Source organism: Aeromonas sp., assembly GCF_050252055.1.
In the GTDB taxonomy this organism is placed as follows: domain Bacteria; phylum Pseudomonadota; class Gammaproteobacteria; order Enterobacterales; family Aeromonadaceae; genus Aeromonas; species Aeromonas caviae.
In genome coordinates, this window is record NZ_JBFWLQ010000002.1 from 129,101 (window position 1) to 151,144 (window position 22,044).

Sequence of the window (22,044 nt, forward strand, 5' to 3'; positions counted from 1 at the left end):
CCTCGTCACCGGGCCGGCCTCGCGTCGGCCCGGTGTTTTCCCCGGCAAGCTGTGAGCCAGTTCAACAATTTCACAACGAACAGCTTGCGAACATAGGGGGTTCCTACGCCGGATCTCTACAATGGCCCATGTCGACTTTTTTACCGAAACCCTGTTTTCCGCCATGTCCTCGATGCAAAAAGAGAAGCCGAAACAACTCAATCCCCTGCTGCCTGGCTACGCCTTCGACGTCTTCCTGGTCTCGGGGATGACTCCCATCGAGCAGGGGAGCGCGCTGGATTTCACCATCGACAGGCCCCACGGCATGAAGGGGTTCATCGTCAATCTGACCATCAAGGGCAAGGGGCAGATCTTTCAGGGGGACAAGGCCTTCACCGTGGAACCCGGCGACCTGCTGCTCTTTCCACCAGCGGCGGTGCACCATTACGGCCGGGCGCCGGATGCCCGGGAGTGGTATCACCGCTGGGTCTATTTCCGGCCGCGGGCCTATTGGGCTGACTGGCTCAAGTGGCCCCAGGTGACGGAGCAGGTGGGGCGGCTGCAACTGGCGGACAACCAGCTGCTCACGGAATTCGACGCCCTGTTCCTCGACATCGAGGAGACCCACAAGCAGCTGCGGCCCATGTCGGAGCAGCTCGCCATGAACCTCTTGGAGCGGCTGCTCATCCGCTGCTACGAGGCATCGTCCCAGAATGCCTATCCAGCCATCGATCACCGGGTCCACGAGGCGTGCCAGATCCTGAGCGAGTCCCTCTCGGCCGAGATCTCGGTGGAAGCGCTGGCGGAGCAGGTGTTCTTGTCCCCCTCGCGCCTCGCCCATCTGTTTCGCGAGCAGGTGGGGGTGAGCATAGTGCGCTGGCGCGAGGATCAGCGCATCATGCGGGCCAAGTTGCTGCTGCAGACCACACCGCTGTCGGTGGCCACCATCGGCCAGCAGGTGGGCTATGACGATCAGCTCTACTTCTCGCGGGTGTTCCGAAAGCGGGTAGGGGTCAGCCCCACCGAATACCGCAAGTGCGCCACCCCGCTGTGAGCAGAGCCCAGAGATGACAAAGCCCTCATGACGAGGGCTTTTGTTATCCATGAGGGGCGGATGCGCAATCAGCCCTGACGAGCCTTGAACCTGGGATTGCTCTTGCAGATGACGAACAGCTTGCCGCGTCGACGTACGATCTGGCAATCCGGGTGACGCGACTTGGCGGATTTCAGGGAGGCGAGGACTTTCATTGTTTCTCTTTTCCTTTGCTGAAGAACTGACCGAATCGCTGGCCGAAGCGAGCGACCTGACCTTCCTTGCCGACCTGCTTCTGTTTGCCGGTATAGAAGGGGTGGGACGCGCTGGAGACATCCAGCGTCACATAGGGGTAGGTGTTGCCATCTTCCCACACTCTGGTGCGATCGGTAGCCAGCGTGGAGCCGATCAGAAAGTAGGTATTGCTGGCGAGATCGTGGAACAGAACCTTGCGGTATTCAGGGTGAATATGGGGGCGCATGATTGCCTCTGTTGTTATGTTATAACAAGACATAAATGATGCGATGGATGAGAATCAATATCAACTGTTTTTTCCATGATGACAGCGATGGGGGAAAATCGGGGCCGTTCGGCTGCACATCGTCAGCGAGAAGGTGTGAGCGGTGAGGGCCTATGTGCAGCCACCACCTTTACTTTTCAAAATTACTGTATAAAAATACAGTAAACTATCATGGAGACGTACCCTATGCGCCTGGAAATCATCATCGACAGAAAACACCAGATCCCCACCTCGACCATGGAGGCCTTGCGCCAGGAGCTGCTCAAGCAACTGGGTGAGCGCTTTCCCGATCTGCATGTGCGGGTGGCACCGGGTAGTGCCATGGCTCTGACGGTCAGTCGCGCCAGCAAGGAAGACAAGGAGCTGGCCGAAGCCATGGTGCAGGAGGTGTGGGAAAACGCCGATAGCTGGATGCCGGAAGAAGAGGCTCTGGAAGCCTGAAGATAAGCTCTCAGCGGCAAGCATCGTCGTGATCTGCAGGCCGAGAGGAGGAACCTCCAGTCGGGTGATGATCCCTGTACCGGCTTTGCCGAACCGCTCTTCAAAACACGCAGCCATGGGCTGCGTGTTGCGTTGATGGGGGAGGCGCATGACCATGAAGGCGAAAGAGTAATGTCTCTGGCTGCGCTCAGAGTCCCGCCCAACGCTTGAGGCTGTCGACTTGCACCCGTTGGGTGGCTTGTGCGATGTCGCCATTGGCACGCAGTGCCTTGAGGGCGGTGGGGAGCGCCGCGCGTACCTCGTCTGACGTCATACCCGGTTGCAATGCCGGGTGGTAGGCAAGCTTGAGCAACACGTAGTCGAGCCCGGTCAGAAAGCTGTCGATGCTGCTGTCATTGAAGATGGAGGGGAACACCTTGTCCGAGTCGTTGGGCAGCCCCATCACCTGGCTCAACTCTTCCACTACGCAATCCAGAAAACGGCCCTTTGCCCGGCTGTAATCCACCGGAATGATGATGGTGGCACGGGTGATCTCGTAGCGAGCGTTGGTGGCGAAATTGGCCAGGCAAATCCCCTCCTTGAGGGCGATGCGCACCGACTCGTCCTGGCGCATGGTGCGCGCAGCCCAGCTCGCCATCTGTTTGTGCCGGGTCATGATGAGGGTGAGATTGGGGTTGTCGTTGACAATCTCGATGGGGTGACCGGTGATCCTGCTCAGGTGACGGGTCTGTACCTTGACGACCTCGGCCTGCAGCGGCTTGTCGCCGAATTCGTTGACGAGCTTGAGACGCACGGGGCCCGGCCAGCGGGAGAAGTGCTCCTGTTGTTCATGGCCATACTCCCGTTTCATGGCGATTTCCATGAAGCTCTGGACAAGGTAGTCATCACGCTGCCAGCGTTCGGTGGCCGACAGCGGCAGGGAGAAGAGCCAGAGCATCAGCCCCGGGAGCAACCAGTGCCCATGGCGAACGGGCTGGACAGGTGTGTGCCATGGGCGCATCTTACCTCCTTGCAAGGGGATCAGCGGGCGGTACGCTCGATATCACGCCAGGTGAGCCAGAGCCTGAGATCGAACTCCAGTTGATGATAGTCCGGTTCCATGTGCTGGCAGAGCTGGTAGAAAGCCTTGTTGTGATCCTTCTCCTTCAGGTGGGCCAGCTCATGCACCACTATCATCTTGAGAAAGGCGGGATGGGCCTCCTTGAACAGGGCGGCGATGCGGATCTCGTTCTTGGCCTTGAGCTTGCTGCCTTGCACCCGGCTGACATAGGTGTGCAGTCCCAGGGCATCCTTGATCACGTTGATCTTGCCGTCGAAGATCACCTTGGAAAGCGGCGCCGAGCTTTTCAGGTAGCGGTTCTTCAGCTCCATGGTATAGGCGAGCAGCGCCTTGTCGCTCTGGACGAGGTGGGTTTGCGGGTAGCGTTTGGCCAGCATCTCGCCGAGTTTGCCCGCCGCAATCAACTGCTGTACCTGAGCCTTGAGTGGCTCCGGATAGCCCCCCAGATAAGTCAGCTCCGCCATGATTCTTCCCTCTGCCGCGAAAAAGAGCGTCATTGTAGTCAGGATGGGGCCCCTTGAACATGGTCGGCCCCCTCTTTGTGACGGCAACGAAAAGGGGCCATCACCAGGATGGCCCCTTCTGTGTGCCTGATTAGCGGCGCCGGTACAGGCCCGGGTCCACCTCTTCATACTGACCTGCCAGATACTGGTAGAAGGCAAGGTGGGAGGGGGAGGTCGGAGTCTTGAGCTCCTGTGCCACCCGCTCCGGTTTGGCGATGATGAATTTGGGGTGTTGGCGCTGGATGTCAGCCAGCACCCGCTCGCGCACATCGTAGGGCGGGTTGACGTTGGCAAAGAACAAATAGGCGGAGGCCGGCTGGCGATCGGTCCAGAGGTAGTATTGCGGCTGGATGCCATCGACCCAGATCTTGTCGGTGGGGGTCGTCTCGGCGAGGATACGGTCGACCCTGACCTGGGCGGGGGGATTGAACGGCCTGCCCTTGAGATTGCCTTCCCAGGCGTTGTTGACCAGCAGCGCCAGCATGGCCAGCGAGGCGAGCCAGGGGGTGGCGCTTCGCACGTCCCAGGCGCGCCAGAGCGGGACCAGAATGAGCACGGGCAAGGCCCACAGCAGGCTGTTGCCGAGCACCTCGCGCACCCGCTCCAGAGACCACTCCTTGGTGCTCCAGCCATAGCCGAGCTGCTGGGCCAGCAGCCAGCTGGCGGTCAGCACCACCAGGGAGATGCAAAGCAGCCCCAGGGCATCGGATCGCTGCTCGCTTCTGTCCAGCAGGCAGGCGAGCGGCAGCAGGCCAAGCTGCAGATAGAGCACGTCATAGTGATCGAACACATGGCCGGAGACCGAGTTGGCGATCAGGGTGAACAGCACCCCCAGGAGGGTGGCGCACAGCGCGGGGAGATACCACTCCTGGCGGCGCCCGAGCATCAGCACGAGGAAGGCGGGCAGCAGCATGATGAGGCCGGTGCGCAGCAGACCGACGGCGCCCACCTCAGGAGAGAAGCCGTTGCCGTAGCTCCCTTCAAAGAAGATGCCGAAGGCGTAGTATTTGAACTCTGCCAGCACGTCGTGGTGCTGGAAGTAGGCATAGAGCGGGCCGCCGACGAGGGCCAGTCCAAGCAGGCTGGAAAAGAGCAGGGCAAAGGCGCAGCGCCACTGCTCGCGCAGGCACCAGTGACAGAAGAGCACCAGATACCAGGCACCCCAGAAGGCGCCGTTGTTGGTGCGCATCCAGGCCACGATGGCGAAGGTGAGTGCGGCGACCAGGGCCGGTCCCCAGCTGAATCGCTTGTCCAGCAGCAAGGTGATGAAAGCCCACTGGGCGATGAGGGCCAGATGGAATGTCCAGTCCTCTGTCATGTTGCCGTAGTAGTAGCGAGTGCTGTAGAACGCAAGCAGGGCCAGCATGCTGCCAAGTCGCGCCCGCACCGAGAGCCCGAGCTGCGAAAAAGCCTGCCAGCTCGCCATGAGGCCCAGCCAGCAGAGCACCCACTCCAGCAGCCAGATCCCGAAGAAGCCACCAAGGCCATAGCCCAGTGCATCGAGAGCGAAGATCATGGGACCCTTGATGTCGATCATGTCCCGATAGAGTACGCCCCCCTCGCTCCACATCTTGCCCATTACCGCAAACAGGGAGGCATCAAATCCCGGGGCCATGCCGTGGAACAGCGGATTGCGCAGACAGAACAGCAGAGCCATCAGGGCGGTGAGCAAGATGACCGACGGCCTGATCCCGGGATTGTGGCGGTGCGGGGTAAAGCGGATGGCATGATTCATGGGTGACCTGTTCCTGCGGGAAAGACTGAAAAAGCGGGCTTATCTTGCCGAGCCGGGCTGCACGATGCAATGGAAGAAGTGTAGGCACCTGAAATAATTCGTAAAAGTATCGTTTTCACGCCTCTGGCTGCACTGGCAGGCCCCATCACAAGACAGGGCTGGCACAGTCGGGCGTCACAGCCTGAGGTTGCATGGTAGGGGGCCTGCGCCTGGGAGCGGACCAGGATTCCCGTATGCGGGGGAAAGGCGGCACCGACCCGGGATGGGTCGGTGCCAGATTCACTGGCCGTGATACTCCACCAGGGCCGGCAGGGGGCTGAGTTCCGGCAGGTGGCGTGCCCAGCGCAGGAAGGCATCCGCCAGGGTGATGCCGAGCTCCTGATTGTGCTGGGTCAGGGTGCGGGCAAGGGCCGTGTAGCCCTCCTTGCCGGAGGCAGTATAGGCACTGGAGACCCCGCGATAGATGGCATCCGGCTCGACGTGCTGCCACTGACCCGGGCTGGCTTCCCATTCCAGGCGAGTGATCCTCTCCCCTTTGGGCCTGTCAGCCTGATAGCAGAAGCGCACCCCGGCGGTGTAGGGGAAGCTGCCGCTGCCATTGCCCGTCACCCCGTTGTTGGTGGCGTTGTCGATGGCCCCCTCCAGCGCCTCGGCCAGTTCATGGCCGTGCACCCGGTAGAGGGTAAGGGGGATGGCAAAGGGCAGCAGGCGTCCGGCAACGTCTGCTTCGGTCAGGGGGCCGGGCTCGAGGGAGCAGCGCACGCCCCCGGCATTGTGCAGGGCAAAGTCCACCTGACCCACCTGTTCGCGTGCACTGGCCAGCATGGCGCTCGCCACCAGGGGGGCGACCTGGCTGCCGGCGGGCAGGGTGGCATCGGGCAGCCGCTGATGGTGCAGTGGCCCGGCGAGGCGGGTCACCACGCGCCGGGTCATGGTTTCGAGCTCGGGGCGATAGCGTCTGGCCAGATGCTGCTCGAGCTCGGGGGCCGGTTCGCAGAAGTGCAGCCCCGCAGGAGGCGGGGAAGCAAAGGGCCAGGGATCCCAGGGTAACCACTCCAGCTGGCCGCGGCTTTGGCACACGCGTCCCTGCTCGTCGAAGGTGAGTTCGCACACCCCGAGACAGAGGGCGCTGTGGGCGGCGTGCAGGATGGCCACCCCGTTCACCATGAGGGGATAGCTGCCTTCGCTGTCGAGCCCGAGCGGCGCCAGATCCCCCAGCAGGCTGTGGGTGTGCCCGCCGACGATGAGGCTGAGCTCGGGGAAGCGTTCAGCCAGACGTCTGTCCTGCGCCAGACCCAGGTGGCTCAGCAGGATGATGTGCTGGATGCCGGCGGCCTTGATCTCTTCGAGGGCGCGGCTCAAGGTCTCTTCGATACCGTGGAAACGGGTGTGGGGATCGGGGCTCGCGATGGCGGCCATCTGCGGCAGCGTGATGCCGAGCAGGGCGAAGGGCACGTCGTCGATGACGCGCTTGTGCCAGGGGCGGCTCGCGTCAAACAGCTGCAGCAGTCCCTGCAGCCGCAGCGGGGCATCGGCGGGCTCCTGACGGTTGTCGATGTTGGCGGCGAGCACCGGGAAATCGAGCTGGCGCAAAAACTCCACCAGCGGCCCGTTGCCCAGATCGAATTCGTGGTTGCCGATCACCATGGCATCCGGTCGCAAGAGGGCCAGCAGGTCCGCATTGGCCCGCCCTTTGAAACGGTTGAAGTAAAGTGACCCCTGGAAGGTATCGCCGCCATGCAGCAGCAGGCAGGTCTGGCCGGCTGCCTCGGCCTGTTGGCGCAGGGCGGTGAGCCGGGTCAGGATGCGGCCATAGCCGCCGCACTGGGTGCGCCATTCGGACTCGCCATCGGGGGAGAAGCGCATGGGGGCGCCATCGAAATGGGAGTGGCAGTCGCTGAAGTGGGCAAGTTGAACCGTCATACTCAAGGCTCGGTCCTCCTTAGGAAAAAAGAGCACCGAGTCTACTGCATGGGGTGGGGGGGATACCAGCCCGGCGGCAGCCGGGCCGGTAAAGAGTCAGGCGGGAACCATGATCTGGGTGGCGAGGATCACTACCAGCAGGCCGACGGCCACCGGCAGCGAGGTACGTTTGACCACCTCGAACGGAGAGAGATTGCCCATCCCCGCACAGGCGACCACCACCCCGGAGACCGGCGAGATGGTGCGGCCGAGGTTGGATGCCTGCAGCATGGGGATCACCAGATAGGCGGGGTTGACGCCGAGGCTGGTGGCCAAATGGGGGATGAGCTCCACGAAGGCGTAGAAGGGGGCGTTGCCGGAACCCGTGGTGAAGGCCGCCAGGGTGGTGATGACCACCAGCACCAGCATGATGACGATGCCGCCGGTACCGAAGCTCTGGGCCAGATCCAGGAGGTTGGCGATGAAACCGAGTCCCATCAGACCCTGGGCAAAGACCCCGGCACCCACCAGCAGCATCACCACGCCGGCGAAGGCGTCGGCCATGTTGCGCCAGCACACCTGCAGCCCGTCCAGCAGCTCGCGGCCGTTGCGCTTGCGCACCAGCTCCAGCAGGGCAGCCAGCACCAGGCAGATGACGATGATGGTGACGATGTCGAGCTTGGGCCCCAGTTTGCCGTCAAACAGCAGCACACCGATGATGGGGGTGAAGGGCAGGATGGCGTAGAAGCCGGGGGCGTCGGTGACGAGATCGCTCGGGGCGACCGCGGCGTTGTGCTCCCCGGCCTTCTGATCCAGATAACGCTGCCAGAAGAAGTGGGTCACCGCCATGGCTGCGATGGCCACCAGGGAAATGGGCAGGGTCAGCTTGAAGGCAAACTCGATGAGCTCCATGTTCGCGGCCTGGGCTGCCATCACCACGTCCCCCGAGGTGGGTGAGAGGATGATGGCGGCCGGCGAGGCGCACACCGCCGCCGCCGCGCCACGGGAGATCCCCATGTTGACCATCAGCGGGAAGAGGGTGGCCATCAGCAGAACCCCGAGGCCGGTTGCGGAGCTCACCGCCAACGACATGGCGCAGGCGACCAGATAGGCGGCCACCAGCAGGATGTAGGGGGACTTGATGACACCGAGGGGTTTGCTCGCGAGCTTCACCAGTATGGTGTTGGCGCCGATGTGGCTCATGTAGCCGGCAAAGCCGCACAGCACCATGATGAGCATGCCGAGGCCACCCCCCCTGTCGACCAGCAGGAAGCGCACGTATTCGAAGATGTCGGTGGCCATGTGGCCGGTGGAGGGGACGCTCGCCGGCAGCACCGCCTTGCCCATCAGGGCGGTGATCGCCAGCAGCAGCAGGCCGCCGCTGAGCAGTACCCCGGTGGCGGAGTAGCCCTTGAAGATGTAGCGACCCACGGCCAGGGTGACCAGGGTGCCGATCAGGAGTTCTATCATAAAACCTTCCCAAGAGTTGAAATGAGGGGGTGGCCTGCCAGGGCTCACCAGAGGGTTGCGCTGGACTATCCGGCATCGGCCAACAAAAACACTGCGGATATTACCCACTAAGGAGTATTTCACCATCCATTCGATGGCAGCTTGTGATCTCGACTGCAAATCCCCGCCTGAGCCGGGGTGATGACTCGCACGTTTGCAGCAACCGGGTGCCAAGAGCGGATGACAGGGGGCTGGATCAGGGGTAATCTCCCAATCGGGTTATTAATTCATTGATTATTAATTGAAATTAAGCCGGGACTCACAAGGAGCAAAGCCGCGGACAGATGGGACTCTTCAGCAAGACAGGGGTGACGGTGGCCCTCATTTATGCCGCCTCAATCGGTGCTGTACCTTCCCACTATGCCGGTGTGAAGGTCGCCCCCGATATCAAGGTCGACTTCCAGTTCTATCGGGTCTCCGGGGCCGATGTGGGGGCCGTGATGCGCCAGATCACCGCCTTGTCCCCCACCCAGGCGGACGGGCACATCGGGAAGGCCAGCTATCAGCTCTCCTGGCAGTTGCAGACGAAGGCGACGGTGACACGCTGCGAGCTGGAGCAGGCCAGCGTTCGTGCCCGCATCCAGATCAGGGTGCCCAACTGGATGGACAAGGCCCGTGCGCCCGCGAAGGAGCGCCAGAAGTGGGACAAGCTGGTGGCCGCCATGTTTGACTATGAGAGCCGTCACAAGGATATTCTGCTGGAGAGCGTGAGCCAGCTTGGCACGCGCCTCGCCCAGTTGCCGGTGACCCGGGATTGCCCAACCCTGGAGCATCAGGGCTGGCAGGCAGGGCAGGCGGTGCTGGAGGCAACCCGGGCGCGGTTCGACACCCTGGCCAGCCAGACCGATCAGGGGCGCAAGCTGGGGGTCGTCTGGCCCAGGGCTGGCTGATAACACGTGTACAGGCCCATGGCCACTCATGGGAAACATAAAAAAACGGGCTGATTGAGCCCGTTTTTTTGTTGGTGCGCCAATAGCGTGGAGGCCGGCAGCCCCGGCTCCTGGGTGGCTAGTCGCGCAGTGGCTTGCCCCTGCGCAGTCTTCGCACCCAGTAGCGGGCGGGGTGGAGCGCCTCCAGCAGATCGGCGGCCAGCGGCAGGGGATCGCCGCAGATCTCGCTGGCCAGCAGCTCGCCGCACAGGGGCGCCGAGCACAGACCCCGGGAGCCGAGCGCCCCCAGCACGTAGAGGCCGGCGTGCAGGGGCAGCGCGCTCTGCTGATCCGCGGGGGCGTTGACGTCATGATCCGCCAGCGCCGCCAACCGGGCGACGGGCCCGGCGACCGGCAGGTGATCCCGGCTGGCGCAGCGCACCCCGACACGGGCCTGAGCGCCGCTCACATCCACCTCGGCAGGCCAGCGCTGCTGGGGCACACAGGCTTGCAGCCGTGCCCTGTTCTGCTCCTGCTCGTCGGCGCGGTAGGCAAGGTCGGTCTGGTTGCGGCCATAGCTGGCCCCGATGCAGTGCGCGCCGTTGTGGGCCGGGGTGAGGTAGCCGTCGTAGCAGAGCACGGTCTTGAGCTGGCTCAAGCCAGCCGTGGTTGGCACATGGCTCACCTGACCGCGCACGGGATAGAGCGGCAGCTCCGCGAAGGGGAGCAGGGCGGGCAGCTTGTGACCGGCGGCCACCACCAGGTTTGGCGCCTGCCAGGCTCGGCCATCCTGGCTCTCCACCCGCCAGCCATCGTCCTCCTCGGCAATGCGGGTCACAGCGGCATTGAACACCACTTCCAGCCGCCCGCTGGCCTGCGCCTCCCTGATGGCGGCGCGGGTGAGATCCGCCGGACAGAGCCAGCCCCCCAGGGGATAGCTCACGCCATCCGCATCGCAGGGCAGGCCGACCACCTGCTCAACCTCCGCTGCCGAGAGTGGGTGCATCAGCTCGGGGGGGAAGGGTCCCTGACCCATCTTGGCAAGCTTGGCGGCGGATTTGTCGTCGTAGCCGAGTTGGGTGACACCACACAGAGAGAAGGCGACGGGGTGGCGCTTTGCCAGGGCCAGCAGCCGGTTTCTGGCAAAGCCGAAGGCCAGCGAATAGAAGCGCGACAGGGCATCGTGCTCGCCGTTGAGCAGGGGGTAGAGGGCTCCTTGTCGATTGCCGGAAGCGCCGCTGGCCGGTTCGCCATCTTCGCACAGCAAGGTGACGTGCCGACCCCGCTCCACCAGAGAGAGCGCCGTCATGGCGGAAGCGATGCCGCCACCGATGATGAGCACCTCTCCCTCCCGCCCTGCGGGGCGGGCATACCAGGGGGCGATGCTCTGCTGCGGCACTTTGCCTTCCCGAACACCCGCCAGCATCTCCCGCTTGCTGCCGTGGCCCTTCACCTTCTTCATGGCAAAGCCGGCGGCAATCAGCCCTCGTCGCACGAAACCGGCGCAGGTAAAGGTCGAGAGGGTGGCATCGGGTCGGGCGAGGCGAGCGAGATCGTCGAAGAGATCCTGGGTCCACATCTCTGGGTTCTTGGCAGGGGAGAAACCGTCCAGATACCAGGCGTCCACCAGACCGGTTGCCGGATGGGGCACCTGGGGCAGCATCTCCTTGATGTCGCCAAACCAGAGATCGAGGCGGATGCGGCCATCGGCAAAGAGCAGGCGATGGCAGCCGGAGACCGGCAATGGCCACTGGTCGATGAGAGGCTGGCTCAAGGGGGCAAGCTCGGGCCAGGCGGCCAGGGCCTTGCGCAGATCGGCCTGGGTAAGAGGGTATTTCTCGACGCTGATGAAGTGCAGCCGGGATCCGTTGCCGGACAGGGGGGCCTGTTCCAGAAAGGCGGCCATTGTGGCCAGAAAGTTAAGTCCTGTACCGAAACCTGTTTCACCAATCACGAAACTGTCACTATCGTGGTGCGAAAATCGCTCTGGCAGTCGATTTTGCTGCAAAAAGACGTAGCGGGTTTCACTTAGACCGTTATCATTGGAAAAGTACACATCCCCGAACTCACTGGAGACTGGAGTTCCCGCTTCGTTCCAGTCCAATCGGGCATGATGTAAGGATGTTTGACTCACGTTTTCCTCGGCTCGCGTCACAAAATCGCGGGCATTCTACGTGAAAGCAGACCAGTTTGGCAGCCGAAAGCGGGTAGACTCGGTGCCAGTTTTTCCAGACGAGATGAATTAATGAGAAGAGCAGTGATCACCGGTATCGGCGTCATCTCCAGTATCGGCAACAACAAGGAAGAGGTGCTGGCCTCCCTGAAAGCAGGCAAATCCGGCATCACCTATTCCGAGCAGTTCGAGCAGTACAACCTGCGCAGCCGTGTCTGGGGTAACATCAAACTCGATCCGTCTGAACTGATCGACCGTAAAGTCATGCGTTTCATGGGTGATGCCGCGGCCTACGCCTACCTCTCCATGCAGCAGGCCATCGAAGATGCCGGCCTGCCGGAAGAGATGGTCTCCAACGAGCGTACCGGCATCGTGACCGGTTCCGGCGGCGCCTCCGGCAAGAACACCTCCGAATCTGCCGATATCGCCCGTGAAAAGGGCGTCAAGCGGGTGGGTCCCTACATGGTGCCGCGTACCATGTCCTCCACCACCTCCGCCTGTCTTGCCACCCCATTCAAGATCAAGGGTGTCAACTACACCATCAGCTCCGCCTGTGCAACCTCTGCTCACTGCATCGGTCACGCCCTGGAACTGATCCAGCTTGGCAAGCAGGACATCATCTTTGCCGGTGGCGGCGAGGAGCTGGACTGGTCTTCCACCATCCAGTTCGACGCCATGGGCGCGCTCTCCACCAAGTACAACGACAACCCGGAAAAAGCGTCCCGCACCTATGATGCGGACCGCGACGGCTTCGTCATCTCCGGTGGCGGCGGCATCCTGGTGGTCGAGGAGCTGGAACACGCCCTGGCCCGTGGTGCCCACATCTACGCCGAAATCACCGGTTACGGTGCGACCTCCGACGGCTACGACATGGTGGCCCCGAGCGGTGAAGGCGCCGTGCGTTGCATGAAGATGGCGATGCAGGGTGTCGGCAAGGTGGACTACATCAACACTCACGGTACCTCTACTCCGGTTGGTGACACCAAGGAGCTGGAAGCCATTCAGACCCTGTTTGGCAGCAATGCACCCAAGCTCTCCGCCACCAAGGCGATGACCGGTCATGCCCTGGGCGCCGCCGGCGTGCACGAGGCCGTCTACTCCCTGCTGATGATGGAACACGGCTTCATCGCCCCCAGCATCAACATCGAGAACCTGGACGAGAAGGCCGTGGGCCTGCCCATCGTACGCGAGTACGAAACCGCGGATCTCAATACCGTCATGTCCAACAGCTTCGGCTTCGGCGGTACCAACGCCTCTCTGGTGTTCAGCAAGTTCAAGGCTTGATCTCCCTGTGGGGAGCGCAACGCGAAATAGAAAAAGGCGCCGAAAGGCGCCTTTTTTATTGAACTCTTTTTATTGAACTCTGCTGATGGTTCCCGGTTCTGGACCGCTGTCTGCCAGGGGCAACCGCATATAGACAGCCCCGTCACCATACTCCACCAGCGATTTGCCGGTGTCGGCGGGCACAAACCCCTGCTTGCGCCAGAAGGCGGGGGCATCCTGAACCGCCACCAGGCCTGCATGGCGATATCCTGCATGGCTCGCGAAAGCGAGCGCCCTTGCCAGCAGTCGCTGTCCGACACCCAGGCCGCGTGCCTTGCTCGAGACAGCGAGATCGTGCAGATAGAACTCGTCGTGACTGGCCAGCGCCTTCATCTGCACCGAGAGGGGCGGGGGCTGGTGGGCACGCCAGGGGTGGCAGAGCAGGTAACCCAGCACCTTGCCCTGACGCTCGGCCACCCAGCAGCAGGCGGGGGCCAGCTCGGTTTTGTTCTGCATCACCTCGAGGGGCTCGGGTTCGAACTGGTGATAACACTCGTGCTGGATGGCCATGATGGCGGGCCAGTCTGGCGTGCGGATGGTGCGGATGGTGATCATGATGCGGGTCGAGTCCGTACTCAAACCGTGGCAAAAAGGGGTGACAGCATACCCCAGAGAGCACACAAACGAAACCGGGTCACCTGCCAGCGACTCGTCAGCGAACCGGTTCTTTGCTCACGACCTTGATCAGCTGGTAGCGCAAGGAAGGGGCATCGGCCGGCACATCGGCAAGTTGCTCCTTGCTCACTTCGAGTTGATAGCGAAAGCCCGGTTCAAAGGTGAAGCCTTCGATCTGCTGATAGAAGAGGCTCCAGCTCTCGCCCGGCTGACTGCGTACCTGCATGCACTTCATGGGGGCGACACCGACGCAGTCTGCCAGCTTGTCCTGGATATAGAGGGTTTCGGTGGTCGGGGCGCTCTGGCAGGCGCTGAGCAGGAGGGCGGAGCTGAGGAGCAGGGGAGATTTCATGATGAGTGTCCTTGGCGTAAAAGGGCGCGATTAAACCTGCAAAAGAAAAGGCGGTCAATGACCGCCTTTGTAACAAACCATGACAGATCGGGCTCAGCGCTGGTCGAGGGGCACGAACTCGCGCAGGGGCTGACCGGTGTAGAGCTGACGCGGACGGCCGATCTTCTGATCCGGGTCTGAGTGCATCTCGTTCCAGTGGGCAATCCAGCCGATGGTACGGGAGATGGCGAAGATCACGGTGAACATGGACATGGGGATGCCGATGGCCTTCATGATGATGCCGGAGTAGAAGTCCACGTTCGGGTAGAGCTTCTTCTCGATGAAGTAGGGGTCGGACAGCGCGATGCGTTCCAGCTCCATGGCAACGTCCAGCAGCGGATCCTTGATCTGCAGCTCGGTCAGTACCTCGTGGCAGGTTTCGCGCATCACGGTGGCACGGGGATCGTGGTTCTTGTAGACCCGGTGACCGAAGCCCATCAGACGGAACGGATCATTCTTGTCCTTGGCGCGGCCGATGTACTCGGGAATGCGATCCACGGAGCCAATCTCTTCGAGCATCTTGAGGCAGGCTTCGTTGGCACCACCGTGGGCCGGGCCCCACAGGGAGGCGATCCCCGCGGCGATACAGGCAAACGGGTTGGCACCGGAAGAACCGGCCAGACGCACGGTGGAGGTGGAGGCGTTTTGCTCATGATCCGCATGCAGGGTGAATATGCGGTCCATGGCGCGCTCGACGATGGGGTTGACCTTGTACTCTTCGGTCGGCACGCCAAACATCATGTGCAGGAAGTTGCCTGCATAGGAGAGGGCGTTGCGCGGTTGCATGAAGGGCTGGCCGATGGAGTACTTGTAACACATGGCGGCCAGGGTCGGCATCTTGGAGAGCAGACGGAAGGCACAGATCTCGCGATGCTCCTCGTTGTTGATGTCGAGGGCGTCGTGATAGAAGGCGGACAGCGCGCTGACCACGCCGCACATGACGGCCATGGGGTGGGCGTCGCGGCGGAAGCCGCGGAAGAAGAAGGCGATCTGCTCGTGCACCATGGTGTGGCGGGTGACCAGACGTTCAAATTCCGCATATTGGGTCTTGGTGGGGGCCTCGCCGTACAGCAGGATGTAGCAGACTTCGAGGTAGCTGGCCTGGGTGGCCAACTGGGCGATGGGGTAACCGCGGTGCAGCAAGACACCCTGGTCGCCATCGATGTAGGTGATGGAAGATTTGCAAGAACCGGTGGCCATGAAGCCGGGGTCGAAGGTGAAATATCCTTGCGTGCCCAGCTTTCTGACATCGATCACATCGGGTCCAACGGTACCGGAGAGGATCGGCAGTTCAACCGGCTCTTTTCCGGGCAGATGTAGGGTGGCTATCTTATCAGCCATAGCACGTCTCCTTTGCTCTTTTATAATTTGGTTCCAGCCCTACTTTATTACGACTGTTATGACGCTGGCAAAGGTTCTTACCCGTACCACGGCGGCTGGAGCGCCTTATTTGAACCAGAGAACCATGTCTTTGTCAATTTTTCTGGATGATCATTAATGACTTGTTAAAGCTGTTGTGAGATCTGGTTTACGGTTTTGGATTTTCTGTGTAGCTATTTGATTGTCATTGGTTAAGGCCGCCGATATACTGCGCCACGTGGGTGATGGTCGTCGGTGTTTGAAACGCTTTCGCAAAGCCAGATGTGATATCGAAAATGTTATTTTTGGCTTTCCTGAGTTGTTTTGGTAACAAAAACCTAACAAATGCCACTCCTCGCCCTCAAAGCGTGTGAAAACAATAACTAACGTGCTCAATGGAGCTGAGTGGGCAAAGCCGTGAAAAACAAACAGAGACCTGTAAACCTCGACCTACAGACGATCAGCTTTCCTGTCACCGCCATCGCTTCCATCTTGCATCGTGTCTCAGGGGTCATCACCTTTGTGGCACTGGCCATCTTGCTGTGGATGCTTGGTACTTCACTCGCCTCTCCCGAAGGATTTGAATCGGTCGTTGCCATCATGGACAACTTCCTGGTCAAGTTCGTGCTGTGGGGGATCCTGACCGCGCTGGCTTACCACATCGTGGGCGGTCTGCGGCACCTGGTCATGGACATGGGCTATTGGGAAGAGCTGGAATCCGGTAATCAGAGTGCCCGTGTGGCCTTCGTGATCACCGCGGTTTTGGCGGTATTGGCGGGGGTACTGGTATGGTAACCAATTCTGCAACTTTCGGGCGCAGCGGTGTTCATGATTACATCCTGATCCGCGCCACCGCCCTCATCATGACGTGCTACGTCCTCTATCTGGTTGGCTTTGTCGCGTTCAACGACATCACCTACGAGGTGTGGACCGGCTTCTTCTCCAACACCTTCACCAAGGTCTTCACCCTGCTGACGCTCGTATGCGTCTTGATCCACGCCTGGATCGGTCTGTGGCAGGTGCTGACCGACTATATCAAGCCGGTCGGACTGCGCGGTGCGCTGCAGTTTGTGCTGGTGGTGGTGCTGTTTGTCTATGTGATGACTGGTTTCGTCGTGCTGTGGGGTGTGTAAGGTGACTATTCCAACTCGTGAATTTGATGCGGTCGTGATCGGTGCCGGTGGCGCCGGTATGCGCGCCGCGCTGCAGATTGCCCAGTCCGGCAAGAGCTGCGCCCTGTTATCCAAGGTTTTCCCGACCCGTTCCCACACGGTCTCCGCCCAGGGCGGGATCACGGTCGCCCTGGGCAATGCCCACGACGACAACTGGCAGTGGCACATGTATGACACCGTCAAGGGCTCCGATTATATCGGTGATCAGGAAGCCATCGAATACATGTGCAAGACCGGCCCCGAGGCCATCTATGAGCTGGAGAACATGGGCTTGCCTTTCTCCCGCTTTGACAACGGTACCGTCTACCAGCGTCCGTTCGGCGGTCAGTCCAAGAACTTCGGCGGCGAGCAGGCTGCCCGCACTGCGGCGGCAGCCGACCGTACCGGTCACGCCCTGCTGCACACCCTGTATCAACAAAACGTCAAGAACAAGACCACCGTCTTCTCCGAGTGGTATGCCCTGGATCTGGTGAAGAACCAGGATGGCCATATCGTCGGCTGTACCGCCATCGACATGGAGAGCGGCGAAGTCGTCTACTTCAAGGCCAAGGCCACCGTGCTCGCCACCGGCGGCGCCGGTCGCATCTATCAGTCCACCACCAACGCCCACATCAACACCGGTGACGGCGTCGGCATGGCGCTGCGCGCCGGGGTCGGCGTGCAGGACATGGAGTTCTGGCAGTTCCACCCCACCGGTATTGCCGGGGCAGGGGTACTGGTGACTGAGGGTTGCCGTGGTGAAGGCGGCTACCTGCTGAACAAGGACGGCGAGCGCTTCATGGAGCGTTATGCGCCAAACGCCAAGGATCTGGCCGGTCGCGACGTGGTGGCCCGTTCCATCATGATCGAGATCCGCGAAGGCCGTGGCTGTGACGGTCCCTGGGGCCCGCACATCAAGCTCAAGCTGGATCATCTGGGCAAAGAGGTGCTGGAATCCCGCCTGCCGGGCATCTGCGAGCTCTCTCGCACCTTCGCCCACGTGGATCCGGTCAAAGAGCCCATCCCCATCATCCCGACCTGCCACTACATGATGGGCGGCGTGCCGACCAGCGTGAACGGCCAGTGCCTGACCCAGGACAAGGATGGCAATGACGTGCCGGTGGTCGGTCTGTTCGCGGTGGGCGAGATCGCCTGCGTCTCCGTGCACGGTGCCAACCGTCTGGGCGGCAACTCCCTGCTGGATCTGGTGGTGTTCGGTCGTGCTGCCGGCATGCACCTGGTGGAGACCCTTGGCTCGATGGAGCACGGCGTGGAAGCCACCGACGCCGACATCGCCAAGGCACTGGAGCGCTTCAACCGCTGGGAAAACAACCGTGACGGGGAAGACCCGGCCCAGATCCGCAAGGACCTGCAGCGCTGCATGCAGAACAACTTCTCCGTGTTCCGGGAAGGGGATGCCATGGCAGAAGGGCTGGCCGAGCTGAAACTCATCCGCGAGCGTCTCAAGAACGCCCGTCTGGACGACACCTCCAAGGAGTTCAATACCCAGCGCATCGAGTGCCTGGAGCTGGACAACCTGATGGAGACCGCCTATGCCACCGCGGTGGCGGCGAACTTCCGTACCGAGAGTCGTGGCGCCCACAGCCGCTTCGACTTCCCGGAGCGTGACGATGAGAGCTGGCTGTGCCACAGCCTCTATCATCCGGACACCGAGTCCATGACCCGTCGCGCTGTCAACATGTCACCCAAGACCCGTGAGGCGTTCCCGCCCAAGGTCCGGACTTACTGATTGCGGAGCCAAGCACAATGAACGTCACATTCTCTGTCTACAGATACAATCCGGACGTTGATAACGTCCCGTATATGAAGGATTATCGTCTTGATATTCCTGAAGGTTCCGACATGATGGTGCTCGACGCACTGATCCAGCTCAAGGAGCTGGATCCCACGCTCGCCTTCCGCCGCTCCTGCCGCGAAGGGGTCTGTGGATCTGACGGTCTCAACATGAATGGCAAGAACGGTCTGGCCTGCATCACGCCGCTCTCGGATCTCTTGAAGAAGGGCAGCAAGGTCGTCATTCGGCCCTTGCCCGGTCTGCCGGTGATCCGGGATCTGGTGATCGACATGACCCAGTTCTACACCCAGTGGGAGAAGGTCAAACCCTTCCTCATCAACGACGAAAAACTGCCGCCCGTGCGTGAGCACCTGCAATCCCCCGAAGAGCGCGCCAAGCTGGATGGCCTGTACGAGTGCATACTCTGTGCCTGCTGCTCCACCTCTTGCCCCTCCTTCTGGTGGAACCCGGACAAGTTCATCGGTCCGGCCGGCCTGCTCGCCGCCTATCGCTGGCTGGCGGACAGCCGCGATACTGCGGCCAGTGAGCGACTGGGCAACCTGGATGACGCCTTCAGCGTGTTCCGCTGCCACGGCATCATGAACTGCGTGAACGTCTGTCCCAAGGGCTTGAACCCGACCAAGGCCATCGGTCAGATCAAGTCGATGTTGCTCAACCGGGCCGTGTAGTATCGGGGCCAGGGCGCCTTGCGCCGGGCCCGACCTCTGGATAGCCATCCCGCTCCGGGATGGCTATGACCCTACAAGCTGCAGTGCAGCGAACAAGATGTACAAGGGATAGAAATGCATAACGGCGTGATGAAGGCCTGGTTGGAGTCATCTCACCTGGCTGGTGCGAATGCAAGCTACATTGAGGATTTGTACGAATCCTTCCTGGAAAACCCCGACTCCGTTGCCGACGAATGGCGCAGCCTGTTCCAGTCGCTGCCCCAGGTCAACGGACATGCAGTAGAACAACCCCACTCCCAGGTTCGCGACTATTTCCGCCGCCTGGCCAAGGACTCCTCCCGTTACAGCGCTCCCGTCTCCGATCCCCAGGTGGATGCCAAACAGGTTCGCGTACTGCAACTGATCAACGCCTTCCGCTTCCGCGGTCACCAGAACGCCAACCTGGACCCCCTGGGTCTGTGGCAGCGCGAGCCGGTCGCCGAGCTGGATCCGGCCTTCCACAACCTGCAAGGTGCAGACATGGAGGCCACCTTCAATGTGGGCTCCTACGCCATCGGTCGCGAGACCATGGTGCTCTCCGATCTGTATGCCTCGCTGAAGAAAACCTATTGCGGCAGCATCGGCGCCGACTACATGCACCTCACCTCCACCGAGGAGAAGCGCTGGCTGCAAGACAGGCTGGAATCCATCGAAGGGACGGGCAACTATACCCTCGAAGAGAAGACCCGCTTCCTCGAGAGCCTGACCGCCGCCGAAGGGCTGGAAAAATACCTGGGTGCCAAGTTCCCGGGGGCCAAGCGATTCTCCCTGGAAGGGGGCGATGCCATGGTGCCCATGCTCAAAGAGTTGATCCGTCGCGCCGGTGAGCAGGGTTGCAAGGAAGCCGTCATCGGCATGGCCCACCGCGGTCGCCTCAACGTGCTCATCAACGTGCTGGGCAAGCGCGCCCAGGACCTGTTCGACGAGTTCGCCGGCAAGCACGGCGAATCCTGGGGCACAGGGGACGTGAAGTACCACATGGGCTTCTCCTCCGACTTCGCCACCCCGGGCGGCAACGTCCACCTGGCGCTCGCCTTCAACCCGTCGCACCTCGAGATCGTCAACCCCGTGGTCATCGGCTCCGTGCGTGCCCGTATGGACCGCCGCGGTGACAAGGACGGCTCCAGCGTCCTGCCCATCACCATCCACGGTGACTCCGCCATCGCGGGGCAGGGGGTCGTTGCCGAGACCTTCAACATGTCCCAGACCCGTGCCTATGGCGTGGGCGGCACGGTGCGCATCGTCATCAACAACCAGGTGGGCTTCACCACCTCCTATATCCGTGACCTGCGCTCCACCGAATATTGCACCGACATCGCCAAGGCGGTGCAGGCCCCTGTGCTGCACGTCAACGGGGATGACCCGGAAGCCGTGGTGCTGGTGACCCAGATTGCCCTGGATTACCGCAACACCTTCAAGCGCGACGTGGTGATCGAGCTGGTCTGCTACCGTCGTCACGGCCACAACGAGGCTGACGAGCCGAGCGCGACCCAGCCCCTGATGTATCAGAAGATCAAGCAGCACCCGACCCCGCGCAAGATCTACGCCGATCAGCTGATCGCCGAAGGAGCCATCGCGCCGGAGCTGGCCACCACGCTAGTCAACGACTATCGCGACACCCTGGATCGGGGCGAGCGGGTGAGCAAGGAGTGGCGCCCCATGGAGCTGCACTCCGTGGACTGGACGCCGTATCTGGGTCACGACTGGGCCATGGCCTATGACAGCACTGTGCCCATGGATCACCTGAAGGCCCTGGGTGAGCGCATCAGCCAGTACCCGGCCACCCATGTGCTGCAACGCCAGGTCGAGAAGATCTACGAAGACCGTCGCCTGATGGCCGCCGGTGAGAAGCTGGTGGACTGGGGCTTTGCCGAGACCCTGGCCTACGCCACCCTGGTGGACAAGGGATCCCGCATTCGCTTTACCGGGGAAGACTCCGGCCGCGGTACCTTCTTCCACCGCCACGCCGTGCTGCACAGCCAGACCGATGCCAGCACCTACACCCCGCTGTGCAACCTGCACGACGAGCAGGGCCCGTTCGAGGTGTACGACTCCGTGCTGACCGAGAACGCGGTACTGGCGTTTGAATATGGCTACGCCAGCGCGGAGCCGGCCGGTCTCACCATCTGGGAAGCCCAGTTCGGTGACTTCGCCAACTGCGCCCAGGTGGTGGTGGACCAGTTCCTCTCCTCCGGCGAGCAGAAGTGGGGCCGGATGTGCGGCCTGACCATGCTGCTGCCCCACGGTTACGAGGGCCAGGGCCCGGAGCACTCCTCTGCCCGTCTGGAGCGTTACCTGCAGATGTGCGCCCAGCACAACATGCAGGTGTGCGTGCCCTCCACCCCGGCGCAGGTGTTCCACATGCTGCGTCGCCAGGTGGTACGCCCCATGCGCCGTCCGCTCATCGTGATGACGCCCAAATCCCTGCTGCGCCACCCGCTGGCGGTGAGCAAGCTCGAAGAGCTGGCAGAGGGCACCTTCCAGAACGCCATCGGCGAAATCGATGCGCTGGATCCCAAAGGCGTCAAGCGCGTGGTGTTCTGCTCCGGCAAGGTTTACTACGACCTGCTCGATGCCCGTCGCAAGGCCGAGCAGCAGGACGTGGCCCTGGTACGGATCGAGCAGCTCTACCCCTTCCCGGAAGAGGAAGTGCGCGCCATCCTGGCCGATTACAGCCATGTCACCGACTTCGTCTGGTGTCAGGAAGAGCCGCAGAACCAGGGCGCCTGGTACAGCACCCGTCATCACTACGACAGCGTGCTGCCAAGCCATGCCCGTCTGCGTTATGCCGGTCGCCCGGCCTCGGCCTCACCGGCCGTCGGTTACATGTCCGTCCACGCCAAGCAGCAAAAAGCCCTGGTGGAAGACGCCCTTACCCTGGAATAACGAGTTGTGGATGAGAGGGCCCGTGTCGGGACCCTCTCTGACCTGGAACAAGCCTGCTGGCCAAGAAGTAAC

Annotated in this window: 20 protein-coding genes; 9 read left to right on the forward strand and 11 right to left on the reverse strand. The window is 61.8% G+C overall.

Annotation, left to right across the window (positions count from 1 at the left end):
• Positions 1-121 precede the first annotated feature (121 nt).
• Positions 122-1,033 carry an arabinose operon transcriptional regulator AraC gene (gene araC, locus AB7E19_RS04265; RefSeq protein WP_039040092.1) on the forward strand — a complete coding sequence of 304 codons (912 nt, stop codon included), beginning with the start codon at positions 122-124 and terminating at the stop codon, positions 1,031-1,033.
• 68 nt (positions 1,034-1,101) lie between these two features.
• Here araC and ykgO read toward each other — a convergent pair whose 3' ends face one another.
• Together ykgO and AB7E19_RS04275 are read right to left on the reverse strand one after the other, a co-directional pair.
• Complete coding sequence (ykgO, locus tag AB7E19_RS04270) at positions 1,102-1,227, reverse strand: type B 50S ribosomal protein L36 (RefSeq protein ID WP_010674479.1); 126 nt, start codon at positions 1,225-1,227, stop codon at positions 1,102-1,104.
• Entirely contained in the window at positions 1,224-1,493 is a 270-nt protein-coding gene (locus AB7E19_RS04275) for a type B 50S ribosomal protein L31 (protein WP_139737321.1), read from the reverse strand. The genes ykgO and AB7E19_RS04275 overlap by 4 nt, the downstream gene beginning before the upstream one ends.
• Before the next feature lie 225 nt (positions 1,494-1,718).
• Here AB7E19_RS04275 and AB7E19_RS04280 point away from each other — a divergent pair, with 225 nt between their 5' ends.
• Positions 1,719-1,973 (forward strand): DinI family protein, encoded by a 255-nt coding sequence (locus AB7E19_RS04280; RefSeq protein WP_010674481.1) that lies wholly within the window; start codon positions 1,719-1,721, stop codon positions 1,971-1,973.
• 187 nt (positions 1,974-2,160) lie between these two features.
• On the opposite strand, the gene AB7E19_RS04285 is transcribed toward AB7E19_RS04280, so the two are convergent.
• From AB7E19_RS04285 to dcuC, 5 genes are all read right to left on the reverse strand, one after another.
• Complete coding sequence (locus tag AB7E19_RS04285) at positions 2,161-2,910, reverse strand: DUF2927 domain-containing protein (RefSeq protein ID WP_113070659.1); 750 nt, start codon at positions 2,908-2,910, stop codon at positions 2,161-2,163.
• A gap of 83 nt (positions 2,911-2,993) precedes the next feature.
• Positions 2,994-3,497, reverse strand: a complete 504-nt coding sequence (locus AB7E19_RS04290; protein WP_010674483.1) for a M48 family metallopeptidase — start codon at positions 3,495-3,497, stop codon at positions 2,994-2,996.
• Between the two features lie 130 nt (positions 3,498-3,627).
• Positions 3,628-5,271 carry a hypothetical protein gene (locus AB7E19_RS04295; RefSeq protein WP_427934661.1) on the reverse strand — a complete coding sequence of 548 codons (1,644 nt, stop codon included), beginning with the start codon at positions 5,269-5,271 and terminating at the stop codon, positions 3,628-3,630.
• 279 nt (positions 5,272-5,550) lie between these two features.
• Positions 5,551-7,200: a bifunctional UDP-sugar hydrolase/5'-nucleotidase gene (locus tag AB7E19_RS04300; protein ID WP_336578849.1), complete on the reverse strand. Its 1,650-nt coding sequence runs from the start codon at positions 7,198-7,200 to the stop codon at positions 5,551-5,553.
• Between the two features lie 90 nt (positions 7,201-7,290).
• Positions 7,291-8,643 carry an anaerobic C4-dicarboxylate transporter DcuC gene (dcuC, locus tag AB7E19_RS04305; RefSeq protein WP_010674486.1) on the reverse strand — a complete coding sequence of 451 codons (1,353 nt, stop codon included), beginning with the start codon at positions 8,641-8,643 and terminating at the stop codon, positions 7,291-7,293.
• Positions 8,644-8,966: 323 nt separating this feature from the next.
• On the opposite strand from dcuC, the gene AB7E19_RS04310 reads away from it, so the two are divergent.
• A complete protein-coding gene (locus tag AB7E19_RS04310) occupies positions 8,967-9,572 on the forward strand; it encodes a DUF922 domain-containing protein (RefSeq protein WP_427934662.1) in 606 nt (201 codons plus the stop codon).
• 118 nt (positions 9,573-9,690) lie between these two features.
• Here the strand turns inward: AB7E19_RS04310 and mnmC are convergent, their stop codons facing one another.
• Positions 9,691-11,706 (reverse strand): bifunctional tRNA (5-methylaminomethyl-2-thiouridine)(34)-methyltransferase MnmD/FAD-dependent 5-carboxymethylaminomethyl-2-thiouridine(34) oxidoreductase MnmC, encoded by a 2,016-nt coding sequence (mnmC, locus tag AB7E19_RS04315; protein WP_427934663.1) that lies wholly within the window; start codon positions 11,704-11,706, stop codon positions 9,691-9,693.
• 90 nt (positions 11,707-11,796) lie between these two features.
• Here mnmC and fabB point away from each other — a divergent pair, with 90 nt between their 5' ends.
• Entirely contained in the window at positions 11,797-13,008 is a 1,212-nt protein-coding gene (gene fabB, locus AB7E19_RS04320) for a beta-ketoacyl-ACP synthase I (RefSeq protein WP_151027721.1), read from the forward strand.
• Between the two features lie 69 nt (positions 13,009-13,077).
• Here fabB and AB7E19_RS04325 read toward each other — a convergent pair whose 3' ends face one another.
• From AB7E19_RS04325 to AB7E19_RS04335, 3 genes are all read right to left on the reverse strand, one after another.
• Positions 13,078-13,602, reverse strand: coding sequence for a GNAT family N-acetyltransferase (locus tag AB7E19_RS04325; protein WP_427934664.1), 525 nt, complete (start codon positions 13,600-13,602; stop codon positions 13,078-13,080).
• 97 nt (positions 13,603-13,699) lie between these two features.
• Positions 13,700-14,014, reverse strand: coding sequence for a DUF4377 domain-containing protein (locus AB7E19_RS04330; protein ID WP_041215298.1), 315 nt, complete (start codon positions 14,012-14,014; stop codon positions 13,700-13,702).
• Between the two features lie 93 nt (positions 14,015-14,107).
• Positions 14,108-15,394 (reverse strand): citrate synthase, encoded by a 1,287-nt coding sequence (locus AB7E19_RS04335; RefSeq protein WP_010674492.1) that lies wholly within the window; start codon positions 15,392-15,394, stop codon positions 14,108-14,110.
• Between the two features lie 423 nt (positions 15,395-15,817).
• Here AB7E19_RS04335 and sdhC point away from each other — a divergent pair, with 423 nt between their 5' ends.
• The 5 genes from sdhC (at position 15,818) to sucA (ending at position 21,972) form a co-directional block, all read left to right on the forward strand.
• Positions 15,818-16,207 carry a succinate dehydrogenase cytochrome b556 subunit gene (gene sdhC, locus AB7E19_RS04340; protein WP_029314418.1) on the forward strand — a complete coding sequence of 130 codons (390 nt, stop codon included), beginning with the start codon at positions 15,818-15,820 and terminating at the stop codon, positions 16,205-16,207.
• A complete protein-coding gene (sdhD, locus tag AB7E19_RS04345) occupies positions 16,201-16,545 on the forward strand; it encodes a succinate dehydrogenase, hydrophobic membrane anchor protein (RefSeq protein ID WP_010674495.1) in 345 nt (114 codons plus the stop codon). The genes sdhC and sdhD overlap by 7 nt, the downstream gene beginning before the upstream one ends.
• Before the next feature lies 1 nt (position 16,546).
• Entirely contained in the window at positions 16,547-18,313 is a 1,767-nt protein-coding gene (sdhA, locus tag AB7E19_RS04350) for a succinate dehydrogenase flavoprotein subunit (protein WP_029314421.1), read from the forward strand.
• A 17-nt stretch (positions 18,314-18,330) separates the two neighbouring features.
• Positions 18,331-19,047, forward strand: coding sequence for a succinate dehydrogenase iron-sulfur subunit (locus AB7E19_RS04355; protein WP_010674497.1), 717 nt, complete (start codon positions 18,331-18,333; stop codon positions 19,045-19,047).
• Positions 19,048-19,161: 114 nt separating this feature from the next.
• A complete protein-coding gene (gene sucA, locus AB7E19_RS04360) occupies positions 19,162-21,972 on the forward strand; it encodes a 2-oxoglutarate dehydrogenase E1 component (RefSeq protein WP_069785453.1) in 2,811 nt (936 codons plus the stop codon).
• Positions 21,973-22,044: the final 72 nt, after the last annotated feature.